The sequence below is a fragment of the Solirhodobacter sp. genome (assembly GCF_964715405.1).
In genome coordinates, this window is sequence record NZ_CBAICG010000028.1 from 30,711 (window position 1) to 45,649 (window position 14,939).

The 14,939-nt window shown below is 66.7% G+C and carries 11 protein-coding genes; 2 read left to right on the forward strand and 9 right to left on the reverse strand.

The genetic code is table 11. The annotated features are described in order from the left end of the window. Positions 1 to 17: 17 nt before the first annotated feature. Positions 18 to 932 carry a peptidylprolyl isomerase gene (locus AC11WY_RS13095; protein WP_482926177.1) on the reverse strand — a complete coding sequence of 305 codons (915 nt, stop codon included), beginning with the start codon at positions 930 to 932 and terminating at the stop codon, positions 18 to 20. A 184-nt stretch (positions 933 to 1,116) separates the two neighbouring features. On the opposite strand from AC11WY_RS13095, the gene secA reads away from it, so the two are divergent. Then, entirely contained in the window at positions 1,117 to 3,840 is a 2,724-nt protein-coding gene (gene secA / locus AC11WY_RS13100) for a preprotein translocase subunit SecA (RefSeq protein WP_482926179.1), read from the forward strand. Positions 3,841 to 4,165: 325 nt separating this feature from the next. On the opposite strand, the gene AC11WY_RS13105 is transcribed toward secA, so the two are convergent. From AC11WY_RS13105 to AC11WY_RS13140, 8 genes are read right to left on the reverse strand one after another with little or no spacing between them, the layout of a single operon-like run. Continuing rightward, the gene (locus tag AC11WY_RS13105; protein ID WP_482926181.1) at positions 4,166 to 5,395 is read right to left on the reverse strand and encodes a glycosyltransferase family 4 protein; all 1,230 of its coding nucleotides are present in this window, start codon (positions 5,393 to 5,395) and stop codon (positions 4,166 to 4,168) included. Between the two features lie 19 nt (positions 5,396 to 5,414). Continuing rightward, complete coding sequence (locus AC11WY_RS13110; protein ID WP_482926183.1) at positions 5,415 to 7,058, reverse strand: heparinase II/III family protein; 1,644 nt, start codon at positions 7,056 to 7,058, stop codon at positions 5,415 to 5,417. A gap of 16 nt (positions 7,059 to 7,074) precedes the next feature. Next, positions 7,075 to 7,815: a class I SAM-dependent methyltransferase gene (locus AC11WY_RS13115; RefSeq protein ID WP_482926185.1), complete on the reverse strand. Its 741-nt coding sequence runs from the start codon at positions 7,813 to 7,815 to the stop codon at positions 7,075 to 7,077. Next, a complete protein-coding gene (locus AC11WY_RS13120; protein ID WP_482926187.1) occupies positions 7,812 to 9,941 on the reverse strand; it encodes a bi-domain-containing oxidoreductase in 2,130 nt (709 codons plus the stop codon). Before AC11WY_RS13120 ends, AC11WY_RS13115 begins: the two co-directional genes overlap by 4 nt. Next, positions 9,938 to 11,065 (reverse strand): Gfo/Idh/MocA family protein, encoded by a 1,128-nt coding sequence (locus tag AC11WY_RS13125; RefSeq protein ID WP_482926189.1) that lies wholly within the window; start codon positions 11,063 to 11,065, stop codon positions 9,938 to 9,940. Before AC11WY_RS13125 ends, AC11WY_RS13120 begins: the two co-directional genes overlap by 4 nt. A 37-nt stretch (positions 11,066 to 11,102) precedes the next feature. After that, the gene (gene wecC / locus AC11WY_RS13130; RefSeq protein ID WP_482926191.1) at positions 11,103 to 12,374 is read right to left on the reverse strand and encodes a UDP-N-acetyl-D-mannosamine dehydrogenase; all 1,272 of its coding nucleotides are present in this window, start codon (positions 12,372 to 12,374) and stop codon (positions 11,103 to 11,105) included. 23 nt (positions 12,375 to 12,397) lie between these two features. Beyond that, the gene (gene wecB, locus AC11WY_RS13135; protein ID WP_482926193.1) at positions 12,398 to 13,528 is read right to left on the reverse strand and encodes a non-hydrolyzing UDP-N-acetylglucosamine 2-epimerase; all 1,131 of its coding nucleotides are present in this window, start codon (positions 13,526 to 13,528) and stop codon (positions 12,398 to 12,400) included. Positions 13,529 to 13,542: 14 nt separating this feature from the next. Next, a complete protein-coding gene (locus tag AC11WY_RS13140; protein ID WP_482926195.1) occupies positions 13,543 to 14,706 on the reverse strand; it encodes a glycosyltransferase family 4 protein in 1,164 nt (387 codons plus the stop codon). Between the two features lie 8 nt (positions 14,707 to 14,714). Between AC11WY_RS13140 and AC11WY_RS13145 the strand changes: the two genes are divergently transcribed. Further along, on the forward strand, positions 14,715 to 14,939 hold a 225-nt coding region (locus AC11WY_RS13145; RefSeq protein ID WP_482926197.1), incomplete at its 3' end, for a hypothetical protein.

A 14,939-nucleotide genomic window follows, 5' to 3' on the forward strand; every position in this document is an offset into this window, starting at 1 on the left:
GCCCCCCGGTCCTGCGTTTACTTGTCGAGCAACGCCGCGTTCTGCAACACCGACGGGTCGATCCCGGTATCGGGACGGTCGATCTTGGCGGCGTCGGTCAGTTCCTTGATCTTCGCCGTCACGGCGTCCTGCTCGATCTGCTTGGACAGGTCATCCTTGACGTCGGCCAGCGCCGGTTTCTTGGCCGGGCGGGTTTCCTCCAGCTTGATGATGTGCCAGCCGAACTGGGTCTGCACCGGGTCGGAAACCTGGCCGGGCTTCATCGCCACCACGGCATCCTCGAACGGCTTCACCATCATGCCGACCCCGAACCAGCCCAGATCGCCACCATCCTGCGCCGAGCCGTCCTTGGAATTGTCCTTGGCCAGTTGGGCAAAGTCGCCGCCCGCGTCGAGCTTGGCCTTGATGTCCTTGGCTTCCTGTTCGGACGGCACGAGGATATGCGCGGCGTGGTATTCGACGCCGGGATCCACGTTGGCATATTTCGCGTCATAGGCGGCCTGCAGGGCGGCATCCGTCACGGCCGCGTCGGTGACTGCGGTCAGCGCGACATTGGCAAGGAAGGCCCGCTTGGTGTTCGCCAGCCCCAGCGCGTCTTTCTTCGACACTGTCTTTTCGACCGACTGTTCCAGCGTCGTCTGCTGGATCAACTGGTCGAGGATGCCCTTGAACAGCACGTCGTTCGGCAGCTGCTGGTATTGCGCGGGCAGTTGGCTGCGCATCGCGATCATCTCGCCCAGGGTGATCTTGGTGCCGTTCACGGTGGCAACCACGGTATCGGCGGTCACTGGCTTGCCGTTCGCATCCACCGCCGGGGCAGCCGGGGCCGCGGTGGTGTCCGTCACGGTGGCGGTGGTGCCACCGGCCAGCGCCGGGGATGCAAGGCCCAGCGCGAGGACCGCGCCAAGGCACAATTGCGTCAGTTTCGACATCTAGGCTAACTCCTGCTGCGGTCGCGCGGCCTGGCGACGTTGACACTCTTCCGGCAGCCGCTTACATCGCTCACGTCGTGTGAGCAACGGCGCCGGTTCTGCCAAGCCCTTCTAGGCAAGGCGGCGCGGGCGGGCAAGGCAAAGCCTCACACGATGCTGTCAGGAACGACCTTTCGGAGATAACATGCTCGGGCTCGGAACTCTCGCCAAGAAGGCCTTCGGCACGCCAAACGACCGCAAGGTAAAGGCGACCCGGCCGGTGGTGGAGCAGATCAACGCGCTGGAGCCGGAGTTCCAGAAGCTTTCGGACGACGGCATCAAGCAGAAGACGGCCGAGTTCAGGGAACGTGTCGCCAAGGGCGAGAGCCTGGACGACCTGCTGCCGGAAGCCTTCGCCAACTGCCGCGAGGCGGCGCGGCGGGCGCTGGGTCTGCGCGCCTTCGACGTGCAGCTGATGGGCGGCATCTTCCTGCATCAGGGCAACATCGCCGAAATGAAGACCGGCGAGGGCAAGACCCTGGTCGCAACCTTCCCGGCCTATCTGAACGCGCTGGCGGGCAAGGGCGTGCATATCGTCACGGTGAACGACTATCTGGCCAAACGCGACGCCGACTGGATGAGCAAGGTCTACAGCCATCTTGGCCTGACAACCGGCGTGGTCTACCCGTTCCAGCCCGATGACGAAAAGCGCGCGGCCTACCGCGCCGACATCACCTATGCGACCAACAACGAACTGGGCTTCGACTATCTGCGCGACAACATGAAGGCCGAACTGGCCGAGATGAGCCAGCGCGAACATTTCTACGCCATTGTCGACGAGGTCGACTCGATCCTGATCGACGAGGCGCGCACCCCCCTGATCATCTCTGGCCCGAGCCAGGACCGGTCGGAGCTTTACGTCACGATCGACAAGCTGATCCCCGAGATCCTGCCGGAACACTTCAAGCTGGATGAAAAGCAGCGCAGCGTGACCTTCACCGAAGAGGGCAACGAGTTCATGGAGGTTCGCCTGCACGAGGCGGGCATCCTGCCCGAGGACCAGTCGCTTTACGACCCGGAATCCACCACCATCGTGCACCACGTCACGCAGGCGCTGCGGGCGCACAAGCTCTATTCGCGCGACAAGGATTATATCGTCCGCGAGGGCGAGGTGATGCTGATCGACGAATTCACCGGCCGCATGATGAAGGGCCGCCGCCTGTCGGAAGGCCTGCATCAGGCGATCGAGGCCAAGGAACATGTCGCGATCCAGCCCGAGAACGTCACGCTGGCAAGCGTGACCTTCCAGAACTATTTCCGCCTTTACAAAAAGCTGGCCGGGATGACCGGCACCGCGCTGACCGAGGCCGAGGAATTCGCCGAGATATACAAGCTTGGCGTGGTCGAGATTCCGACCAACCGGCCAGTGGACCGGAAAGACGAACACGATCAGGTCTACCGCACCGCGCGCGAGAAATACGATGGCATCGTCAAGGCGATCAAGGCCGCGCACGAGAAGGGTCAGCCGCTGCTGGTCGGCACCACCTCGATCGAGAAATCGGAATTCCTGTCGGAACTGCTGAAGCAGGCGGGTATCACGCATAACGTGCTGAACGCGCGCCAGCATGAACAGGAAGCCAAGATCGTCGCCGACGCGGGCAAGTTCGGTGCGGTGACCATCGCCACCAACATGGCCGGTCGCGGCACCGACATCCAGCTTGGCGGCAACGTCGAGATGCAGGTGATGGAGGCGCTCGACGCCGACCCCACGGCCAATCCTGCGGCGCTGCGCGAACGCATCGAGGCCGAACACGGGGTGGACAAGGCCAAGGTTCTGGCGTCTGGCGGGCTTTACGTCCTTGCCACCGAGCGGCACGAAAGCCGCCGGATCGACAACCAGTTGCGCGGCCGCTCGGGCCGTCAGGGCGACCCGGGAAGGTCATCGTTCTTCCTGTCGCTGGAAGACGACCTGATGCGCATCTTCGGCTCGGAACGGCTGGATGCGGTGCTGTCGAAGCTGGGCATGAAGGAAGGCGAGGCGATCGTGCACCCCTGGGTGAACAAGTCTCTGGAAAAGGCGCAGGCCAAGGTTGAAGGCCGCAACTTCGACATCCGCAAGCAGCTGCTGAAGTTCGACGACGTGATGAACGACCAGCGCAAGGTCATTTTCGGCCAGCGCCGCGAGATCATGGAGGCCGAGGATCTGTCGGACGTGGTGCAGGACATGCGCCATCAGGTGGTCGACGATCAGCTTGAGGATTTCATGCCGCCCAAGACCTACGCCGACCAGTGGGATACCGAGGGGCTGCACGCGGCGCTGGTCACCCGGCTCGCGCTCGACCTGCCGATCGCCGATTGGGCGGCCGAAGAGGGCGTGGACCGCGACACCATCCGCGACCGCATCTGCGCGGCCTCGGACAAATTCGCCGACGAGAAGGCTGCGGCCTTCGGGTCCGAGACGATGCGCTCGATCGAAAAGCAGGTGCTGCTGCAAACCATCGACGCCAAATGGCGCGACCACCTGCTGACGCTGGAACACCTGCGATCGGTGGTGGGCTTCCGCGGCTACGCCCAGCGCGACCCGCTGAACGAATACAAGACCGAGGCGTTCCAGTTGTTCGAATCGATGCTGAACGCGCTGCGCGTCGATGTCACGCAGCGGCTGGCCCAGGTGCGCCCGCTGACCGCTGAAGAGCAGGAAGCGATGATGCGCCAGTACATCGCCCAACAGCAGGCCACCGCGGCCCCGATCCCCACCCCGGCCCCTGCGCCGGTGCTGGAAGCCGTTGGCGCCGGTGCGGCCCTCGTGCCCCTGGTCGCGGGCTTCGACGAGAACGACCCGGCAACCTGGGGCACCCCCGCCCGCAACGACCCCTGCCCCTGCGGTTCCGGCAACAAGTTCAAGCACTGCCACGGCAAGCTGGCTTGACATGTGATCTCAATGGCTTGGGAATAGGCCATTGAGATGCTTACCATTGCAAGACGCTACGTTGCCCGGCCGGAACACCCGCTGATGCGACCGCACAGGGGGTCGGCGTGGGCATGATCGGCTTTCCTGCGGCCGACTCCCGATGCGATGGTGTGCGATGGTTGAGCCGTTTTGCCAGTGTTGGCGTCAGGCCGTGCCGCATGCGGCTGACAAGGACGCGGGCGGGTGCGATCACCCGGCCCGCTGATCATCGCGCGTCTGACCGTCGGCAAACCCGGCGGCGGTGTGGGTTGGAATCCGTCGACCTCCTGCGGCCGCCCAACCGTCACCGCCTCCTGGCGCTCTTCAAGACGTCAAGCATTTTATCTGCAAGGGTTTTCCGGTCGTATTCGCGGGCGGCAAGCGGCCCCGCCGCGCGCATTGCTGCCATCCCCTGCGGATCGTGCAGCAGCCTGCCCAGCGCGTCCGCCATCGCCTGGGCATTGCCGGGTTCAACCAGAACGCCGACACCAGTGCGGGTGACGATCTCGGCCGACTCGCCTTCGACACCGTGCAGCACCGGGATTCCCATCGCCATGCACTCGAACAGCTTCGAGGGGATCACCGTCTTGAACAGCTCGGATTTCCGCAGGTGAATGATCGCGACGTCGAGAATCGACCAGTAGCGCGCCACCTGATCGCGTGGGACACGGTCCAGCAGCAGCACGTTGTGCAGGCCCTCGCTTTCGATCCGCGCCTTGATCGCGGCCCGTTCGGCGCCATCGCCGAGGATGAACAGGCGAACCGCCTCGCCGTCCGGTCGGGCAGCCAGCAGCCTTGCGGCATCCAGCAGCGTGTCGAGCCCATGCGCGAGGCCGAGCGTGCCGATATAGCCCGCGACGAACCGGCCCCGAAGGCCGAGCTGGTCCAGCAGGGCCTCGTCCTTGGGGCGCGGGTCGAAATGGGCGATATCGGCGCCGTTGGTGACCACCCGCAGCTTGTCGCGGGGAATGCCGCGCGAGACAAGGTTCTCGACGAAGGCATGGGTGACGCAGACCACGACGGCGGCGCGGCGGTAGAGAAACAGCTCGACCTTTTCCAGCCCGTCCAGCAGCCGCGACGACCCCATGCCGCTGACGGCCCGGATCGATTCGGGCCAGATGTCGCGCAGCTCGAACACGAACGGGCGGCGTTTGACGGCGGCTGTCGCCCAGGCCGCGCAAGCGGTGAAGAACTGCGGCGAGGTGCCGACCACGACATCGACCTTGCGCACCCCGAAGGCCGCAAGGAACGCCATGCCCATGTAGCTGAGATAGTCGAGGATGCGCCGGGCAAAACCCTCGTTGCGCGTCATGTAGGTCCAGACCCGGATCACCCGGATGCCCGCCATCACTTCGCTTTGCCAGAGCCGGTTGCGGTAGCCGGGAAAGACCTTGCCGTCGGGGAAGTTCGGCGCGCAAGTGATCACCGTCACGGCGTGACCGGCGGCGACCCATTCGCGGGCATGTTCAAACGTGCGATTGGCCGGAGCGTTCGATTCCGGCGGGAAATTGTCGGTCAGGAAAAGGATGTGCACGCGGTCGGGTCCAGTTCGGTCAGGTCCAGGTCAGGGTTAGCCGGGCACGGCCACCGGCCAGCGGGACGACAAGGCATGTGGTCGGAATACTCTGCCCGAATTCCGGGTGCCAGGTTGACTGGTCCAGCCGAACGGCCCCGCCTTCGGAGGCCCAGCGGATCACCGCGCCAGTCGGAAGCACGATGGTGCCTTCCCGCTCGCTGGCAAGGGTGGCGATCACACCGGCGGCCAGGTGATACCGCGCCTCGGCCGCAGCGGGCGATGTCACCTCGTCCTCCACCGCCAGCGCGCCGGGCGAGAGCGTCCAGCGTCGACGATGCAGCGGTGCGCCGGGAAGGCGCCGGTAGCCGTCGTGCGCGGCTTCGGCGACCAGCGCCCCATCGGACGCGACGACGACGCGTTGACCGGAAGGCCGCGCCCGGCGGGCGACGCGAAAGCCGCCCCAGACCTCGGACGAGTCGGCACCGCCCAGGGTGACCGTGCTGTGGGCCGCCGTGCCGCGTTGGCGCAACCGCTCGGCGCTGCTGCCGTAAAGCGAGGTGCCGGAGTTGACGATGACCCGCTGGCTGAACAGCGACAGTTCGAACGACAGAGTATCGGCATGGGCATGGCCGGGCAGATAGTCCGGCCCGATCCGCGCAAGGTCCGCCAGCAGCACGGCCGGGCCTGCGGACAGCCGGGCATAGCCGCTGTCGGCCAGCCAGGCGAGGGCGCCGGGGTCAACCGCCGCGCCGAAGCCCAGCCGCGCCGCGTAGGCCGCGATCTCGGCCACGTCGGGGGCGATGCCGAAGGCCGCGTCGTTGAAGAACGCGATGCGCCCGTCAGGATGCGTCATGGTGCGAAGCCAGCGCAGCATCCCCGGCACCACCGCGCGGCACTGGCGCAGCATGTCGCCCGCCACCGGGCCGGTGGCAATGCCGCCGGCCGTCAGCACGTTCACCAGGTCGAGCACATCCTCGACCGCGAGCGCGTGGTACATCGTGGCCAGTTCGAAGTGGCCGCCGTCCGGCAGGATCTGCTCGGGGATCTGGCGGCGCAGGATGCCAAGGCCGGTTTGCAGCCAGCGCGCCGCCTCGGGGCCCTCAAAAAAGGCCCCCGCGAACACCAGCGCCTTGGCATTGGCGAAAAGGTGGTTGCCTTGCAGGTGCCGCTCCAGCCGCCGCATCAGCCAGCGCGCCTGAACGGCGAGGCTCTGGCGGCAGGGCTCGGGCAGGGGCTGCCCGCCAAGCGCCCGTTTCACCCAGTTCACGAGGCGAAGCGAGGTGGGGTATGGCTCCCATCCGGTGCCGGTGCCGGGCGGGTTCGACGCCACCCAATCCGCCAGCAATCCGGTATGCCATGCCACGCGGTCGGCCGAGCCGAGCGCGGTCAGGTCGTCGAAGTAATGCTGGTTGTAGCGCCAGAGCTTTTCGCGCGCGGGGCCATCCCAGCCGATCTCGTCAAGCGATCCGGTCTGGCCGAGGAACAAGAAGCTGTGCGGCCCGCTCAGCGACGGGCGCCGCGCGGCGGGGTGCTGCCACGGTCCTGGTATCGCGCGCAGGCCCGGCGCGGGCGACAGGTCGGGGCGCGGCACATGCAGACGAAACCAGAGACGGCCGTAGACCTGCACCGGCTTCAGATGGCGGGCGGTGTGCCACAGCCGCAGGGCGCGCGAGCCGGTCATGCGACGGGCGGCGCGGTCAGCGCGACTGCGGCGCCAAGACCGGCCCGGCCTTGCGCAATTCGGCCACCAGCAGCACGCGGAACCGCGCCAGAATCGGGATTCGGTTCACCATGCGTTCATAGGCGGCGCCCGCCAGATAGGTCAGCGCATTCATCCGCAGGTATTCCGGCCGCCCCTCGATTCGCTCGATCCTTGTCACCTGGAACCCGGTCTGGGCGGCAAGCGCGCGCACCTGGGCCGCGCTGTTGGCCAGGTAACACGTCGGAAACGTGTCCTCGTCGGCGCGTCCGCGCAGCCGGTTGATGAACTGATGGAACGAGTGTGGGGTGCAGCGCGCGATCAGCGGCACATAGTGGGTGCGGTTGGGCGTCTTGAACAGAAGGGTGCCGCCGGGCTTCAGCACGCGCGCGATCTCGCGGAACACCGCCTCCGGCTGCGCGAGATGCTCCATCACGTTGTCGGCGAAGACCAGATCGAACAACCCGTCGCCGTAGGGGATGCCGTTCGCGTCGGCCACGCGGGCCTCGTCGAGGTAGGGGTTGTCGATCACGCGCGGATCGAGATCAACGCCGCAGACCTTCGCCGCGCGGCCCTTGAAATTCATCCGCTCGACGATGCCTGCCCCGGCACCGAGGTCGAGAACCACCGCATCAGGCCGCAGTTTCGCGAGGATGCGGTCGCGGAACAGAAGATCATCCCAATTGCTCTGGAACGCAGGGTAGAGCGTCCGGTCGAGGTAGCGAACGATCCCGGTCATGCGGCGCCCTCCGCGGCGATGATGGAAGCCCGGCTGGTTTCGATGGTTTCTTCCAGCGGGACCGGGTTTGCCTTGCCCTCGCGGATTGCGGTCAGGAAGGCCGCGGTCGCTTCGACGACGCCCTTGTTCTGGCGCCAGAGCGACATCTTGGCGAAACCCGGCCAGCCCCAGCCGGTCAGGCGGCGGAAGTTGTCGAGCTGCAGCACCCGCCCCGCCACGAAGACCTCGACCCGCTCTTTCGGGAACCCTTTGTGGCCATTGGCGAAGTAGTTGACGGTACCGACCGAGCCGTCGGCAAAGCCGAGCGTGATGGTCGCGGTGTCAGACGGGGCCGACCCGCCCTGGGGCTGGCCCAGAGCCAGCGTCGTTTGCGTCACGATCGGCGCGCCCGCAAGATGGCGCAGCAGGTCGATGAAGTGGCAGGCCTCGCCGATGATCCGGCCACCGCCGACGGCGCGGTCCTGGGTCCAGTGGTCGGCCGGGATCGCCCCGGCGTTCACGGTGACGATGAAGCTTTTCGGTTCGGGCGTGGTGGCCAGCAGCGCTTTCATCCGCACGATGTGGGGGGCGAAGCGGCGGTTGAAGCCGACCATCAGAAGCTGGCCGGGCCGGGCGCGCGCTTCGGCCTCGATCTCGTCGAGGTCATTCAGCGTCAGGCAAAGCGGCTTTTCGCAGAACACGTGCTTTCCTGCGCGCAACGCGGCAAGAACCTGGCGGGCATGGGCATCGTGGCGGGTCGCGATGACCACGGTGTCGATGTCGGGCGCATCAAGACAGGCGTGCTCGTCGGTCGCGGCCTCGGCCGCCGCGTTCTTGCGCCCGGCATGCACGGCGCTGACGCCGCCTGCGCTGACCACCATCGCGATCGACCCGCCCGCCGCCTTGAACGCCGGAATCAGCATCCGGCTGGCATAGTTGCCGGCACCGAGAAAGCCGATCCGGCCCTGTGCAGGCACCGCCGCGTTGGCCACGGTCGGCAGCGCCACCCGTTGGCGTGCGAGATCGGCGCCACGGAGATCGGGGCTGTATTCCAGCACGATCCCCATCGCCGCGCGGTCGGACGTCAGCAGGGCCAGCGCCTCGGCGGCTTCGGTGATGGGAAAGCGGTGGGTGATGAGCGGGCCGACATCCAGCGCGCCCGAGGCCATCAGATCAAGCACGGCCTCGAAATTGCGCTGTTCGGTCCAGCGCACGAAGCCGATCGGGTAGTCGTGGCCGCCCTGTTCATAGGCCGGATCGTAGCGGCCCGGACCGTAGGCGCACGAAACCTGGAAGCTGAGTTCCTTTTCGTAGAAGTCGGCCCGGCTCAACTCCAGCCCGGTGACGCCGACTAGGATGATGCGGCCACGCTTGCGGCTCATCTTCGCCGCCTGCGAGACCGGCTCGTTGCTGCTGGTGGAGGCGGTGATCAGCACGGCATCGACGCCCGCCCCGCGCGAGAAGGCCTGCGCGGCGGCGATCGGGTCTTCGCCCTGGCCGATGTTCACGGTCTCCGCGCCGAAGCGGCGTGCCAGTTCCAACCGGGCGGGGTCGAGGTCGATGCCCAGCACGCGGCAGCCCTGGGCACGCAGCATCTGCACGGCCAAGAGCCCGATCAGGCCGAGGCCGGTCACCACGACGCATTCGCCCAGCGTGACCTGCGCCAGCCGGATGCCCTGAAGCCCGATCGCCGCCAGCACGGTGAAGCTTGCCGCCTCGTCGCCGACGCCGTCGGGAATCCGCGCGCAGAGGTTGCGGGGCACTGCCACCACTTCGGCGTGGTTGCCGTTCGACACGACCCGGTCGCCCACCGCGAAGCCTGTCACACCGGCACCGACCGTCGCCACGCGGCCCACGTTGCAATAGCCCAGTGGGATCGGCTGATCGAGTTTGCTGCGCACGGCGTCGAGCGTCGCCCCGATGCCGTCGGTCCGCGCCTTGGCCAGCACCTCGCGCACCTTGTCGGGCTGCTGGCGCGCCTTGGCAAGCAGGCTGCCCTTGCCGAACGCGATCAGCATCCGCTCGGTCCCGGCGGAAACGAGGCTGCGCGTCGTGTGGATGACAAGCTGCCCCGCGCGCGCGCCCGGCGCGGGGATATCGGCGACCTCGGTGTGCCCGTCCCGAAGGGATTGGAGAACCTGTTTCATGCTGGTTTTTGCGTCCCGTCGAGTTCTGTGATTGCGTCGCTGAGTGAGAAACTGGTTGTCGCAGTGCCATCGCGGACCATGTCGGTGATCCGCAGCATCAGCAGGGTCGAGGCCTCGATCTCGCGCCAGTCGCGAGCGGGGCCTTCGCCGAAAGGCTGCATCGCCGCAGCCCTGTGGCCGACATCCTTGGGCCAGAAGCGCCAGCGCCGAAGCCGTTCACCCTTCCAGACCGTCATGCGACGGAAGTCGTCGATCTTGCAGATCACATCGTCCTGCTGGGCATTTACCGTCTCGTTGATGCCCTCGAAGGGTTCGCTCCGGGCGGTGAGCATCAGCGAAAAAATGTCGCCGCGATCGGTCGCGAGCGAGAGAGAGAAGTTGTCGTCGGGCTCGGCCGGGTCGGCTTGCAAGAGGGTGATGCGGAAGCCGTCGGGTAGCCCGCGCCAGGCGAGCATGTGGACAAAAAGGTCGATCCAGTGCCCGGCGTTGCCGCAGATGCGGGTGCCTTCCTCGGGCTTGCGATACCAGTGATCCGGGCCGATCACATGGCCGGAGACACAGCAGTTGAGCGAGAGCGGCCCGTCGGGGCGGTCGCCCAAGGTCTGGTGCAACGCGCGCACGGCGGCGGAAAACGGGCGGTTGTAGCCGACGAACACCCGCTTGCCGGCCTTGGCCATCGCCACGCGAAGTGTCGCCAATTGCGCGATGGAGACGGCGACCGGTTTTTCGACGTAGACATCTTTCCCTGCCGCCAGCGCCCGCGCGGCATAGTCGCTGTGCGAGGCGTGGTTGGAGGCGACGTAGACCAGACGCACCTGCGAGTCGTTCAGGATATCGTCGACACCGCGCGCCACGTTCGGCACCGCCAGAAGCCGCGCAGCGGTGCGGGCGGCGGTGGGGTTGGTGTCATAGACCCAGCGGATGCGGCGGCCAAAGCGGCGGGTGAGGAAATAGCCCAGTGTCGCGGTGCCGAACTGACCGCAGCCGATCAGGCCGATGTCCTGCGGATCATGCCGCCGGAACACCAGCGCGGGGGCCCGGCGGGTACGGGCGGCCACCTTGAACATCGTCCGGCCAAGGCCGTAGATGCCAATGTAACGCAGTGTCTTGCGCAGCGCGCTCATGTGGCGGGCCCAGCCATCCTGTCGGCGCGGCGGCGACTCACCGCCAGACGCCCCGCGCATCGACGATCCGCCCATCCGGGCGGGGGGTGCCCTTGAAGGCCCTGTGATCGACCAGCATCACGTGCACGTCGGCGCGTCGCCGGGCCTCGTCGAACGCGACCAGCGATACCCCTTCGGACAGCGCGCGCGGCAATTTGGCGATGAATGGCTCCACCACCAGCAGCGGGCCGCGCAGGTCCAGCGCAAGGTGCGCCACGATCTCCAGCGCAGGGCTTTCACGCAGGTCGTCGATGTCGGGTTTGAAGGCGAGCCCGTAGCAAGCCACCGTGACCTCTTGCGGGGTCATGTCGGGGTTTGCGGCCAGATGCGCGGCGATCGCGGCCCGCACCTTGTCCATGATCCACTCGGGCTTGGCGTCGTTCACCTCGCGCGCGGTGCGGATCAGGCGCGCCTCGTCGGGCGCGCTCGCGACGATGAACCACGGATCGACGGCGATGCAGTGGCCGCCGACACCCGGGCCGGGTTGGAGAATCTTGACGCGCGGATGGCGGTTGGCCAGCGAGATCAGTTCCCAGATGTCGATGTCGAGCTTGTCGCAGATCAGCGACAGCTCGTTGGCGAAGGCGATGTTCACGTCCCGGAAGCTGTTTTCGGTCAGCTTGACCATCTCGGCGGCGCGCGGACTGCTGGCATGCACGCAATCGCCGGAAACGAAGATCCGGTAAAGCTGCGCGGCCAGCGCCGAGCAGCGCGCCGTGGTGCCGCCGATGACGCGATCGTTGGTCACCAGTTCCTGCATCACCTTGCCGGGCAGTACACGCTCGGGGCAATGCGCGATGCGGATGTCGGAGGCTTCGCCGTGGCTCTGCGGGAAGCTCAGATCGGGGCGGGCGGCCGCCAGAATTTCGGCCATCCGCTCGGTGGTGCCGACCGGCGAGGTGGATTCGAGCACGACCAGGTTGCCGCGCGCCAGAACCGGCGCAATCGAGGCTGCGGCCGCCTCGACGTAGGAGATGTCGGGGGCCCGGTTCTCGCCACGGAAAGGCGTCGGCACGGCGATCAGGAAGGCGTCGGCGGGCTCTGGCGTGGTCGTGGCCCGCAGGTAGCCGCCGGTGACGGCCGAGCGCACGGCGATATCGAGCTCGGGCTCGACGATATGGATTTCGCCGCGATTGACGGTGTTCACCGTGGCCTCGTTGATATCGACGCCGATCACCGTGTAGCCGCGTGATGCGAACATCGCTGCGGTCGGAAGACCAATGTATCCGAGACCGATCACCGAGATTCGTTTGAAATCGTCGTCGCGCATGTCTTGCTGCCTCATTGCCTTGCTCAGAGAGTCTTCCGCCGATGCCAATCGCGCAAGGCGGCCAGGATCCGTCCGGTCGCCTTGCCGTCGCCATAGGGGTTATGTGCGACGCGCATTTGACGGTATGCCTCGGCATTGTCCAGAAGCCGGGCGGTCTGCCGCAGGATGGTATCGACATCGGTCCCGACCAAAAGCACCGTTCCGGCATCGACGGCTTCCGGTCGTTCGGTGGTCTCGCGCATCACCAGCACCGGCTTGCCAAGCGCCGGCGCCTCTTCCTGGACACCGCCCGAATCGGTCAGGATGATGTCGGCGCGGCTCATCAGGTAGACGAAGGGAAGGTAGTCCTGCGGCGGGATCAGGTGGACGTTGGGCAGCCCCGACAGGCGGGCCTCGACCGGGCCCTTGACGTTCGGATTGAGATGCACGGGGTAGACGATCTCGACATCCGGGCGCGCCGCCAGCAGGCGCAAGGCCTCGCAGATGCGCTCGAACCCGGCGCCGAAGCTTTCGCGGCGGTGGCCGGTCACCAGGATCATCCGCCGCGACGGATCGAGGTGGAAGCGGGCCGCAAGGTCGCTTTGCAGCGCCGCGTCGGCATCGAGCAGCGCTACGACCTCGTGCAGCGCGTCGATGACGGTGTTGCCGGTCACGAAGATGCGCGCCTCGGGCACCGCCTCGGCCAGCAGGTTCTGCCGCGCCCGCTCGGTCGGCGCGAAATGCAGTTCGGCGATGGCGCCGGCGACCTTGCGGTTCACTTCCTCGGGCCAGGGCGAATAGATGTCGTGCGTTCGCAGCCCGGCCTCGACATGCGCAACCGGCACGCGGGCGTAGTAGGCGGCCAGCGAGGTGGCGAGCGTGGTCGTGGTATCGCCGTGCACCAGCACGAGGTCGGGGCGGTAGCCCTCCAGCACCGGCTTCAGCCCTTCCAGCACGCCGCAGGTGACCCCGGTCAGGTCCTGCCCCGGCCGCATCAGGTCGAGGTCGTGATCCGGGACGATGCCGAACAGTTGCAACACCTGATCAAGCATGCCGCGGTGCTGGGCGGTGACACAGACCCGCGCCTCGATGTCGGTCGCCGCGGCAAGGGCCTTGGTGACAGGCGCCATCTTGATCGCCTCGGGGCGCGTGCCGAAAACCGTCAGGACTTTCATCTGGGCCTCGCCGCTCATGGTTTTGCCTTGCCCTGCCGCCATGCGTCCAGCACGCGCTGGTAAAGGGCAAGCGTCTTGTCCGCAATCTTCGCCGGGCTGAACTCGCGGATCACGGTTTCGCGGGCGCGGGCCCCGAACCGCTTGCGCAGGGCTTCGTCGGCCAACAAGGCGCCGATCCGGTCGGCCATCGCGGCATCGTCGCCGACCGGCACGATGAAGCCGCTTTCGCCGTCCGTCAGGTGAAGGCTGACATCGCCGACGTCGGTGGACACCACCGGGCGCGCCATCGACATCGCCTCCCAGACCGAGACGGGCGAGGATTCGGCCAGCGAACTGCAGACGTAAACGTCGAACCGCCCCAGCAGCGGTCGGACATCGGCGCGGCCGCCGACCCATTCGATGCTGTCGGAAAGGCCAAGGCTGCGGGCCAACTCGCCCAACTCGGCATGAAGCGTTTGCTGGTTCGGGTAGACCGGGCCGATCACCACAACCCTGAGATCGGGGATCCGCAGCTTCACCGCCGCGGCAGCGCGGATCAGCGTTTCCAGCCCCTTGATGCGGTTGATGTTCGCCACCGTGCCGATCACCGGCGCCGCGCCGAGATGGGTCAGGACGTCGGCATCCCCGGCGAGCGGCAGGGCCGGATCGAAGTGGGCGGCATCGACCGTCGAGGGGATCACGTCCTGCACCCGGTGCGCCAGCAGATTGCCGTAGTAATCGCGCGACCGGTTGGAGGCGAAGATGAACCCTGTCGGCAACGGCGACAGGCGTCGGAAGACCCAGCGGATGACCTCGGGCATCTGCGTGTCGTTCAGGTGCCAGACCGAGGGGATGCCCGCCCACCGCGCGGCCAGAACCGCCTTGTATTGCCAGCTTCCCCCGGAGGCATGGACCAACTCGATCCGCTCGCGGCGCAGCAGGCGCGCCAGGCGGATCACCTCGATCGGCGAGAAGAGCACAAAGCCGAGCGCGACGCGCCATTCCTTGGTGATGCGGGTCATTGGCAATGCCACGTGGCGCACGCCAGCAGCATCGCAGGCCGCGATGAACGCCTCCGAGTTGGCGCGCGGCATGACGATCAGCGTCCGCGCCGCGTCACCCAGCGCCGCCGCCACCCGCACCATCCGGATCTGCGGCCCGCCGAGTTTGGCTTCCTCAATGATATTGGCTACGAGCATTAAAATCCTTGTTCGACACAGGTGTTTTCTGTGAGGCCGATTTGAAAAATTGGTATATCGCGAAAAACACCACAATCGCGGCTGAAAGGCTTATCCCCCTGACTCCGGAGCCACAACATGTGGTGCGAGGGCTTGCGGCAGGCGTCGCGTTTCCGTATTGTTCTCACATGCCCGCCCGCTGGAAATCTGATCGCCCAATGTCGCGCCAGGCTTTCGAGGCGCGCTTTCCCGAT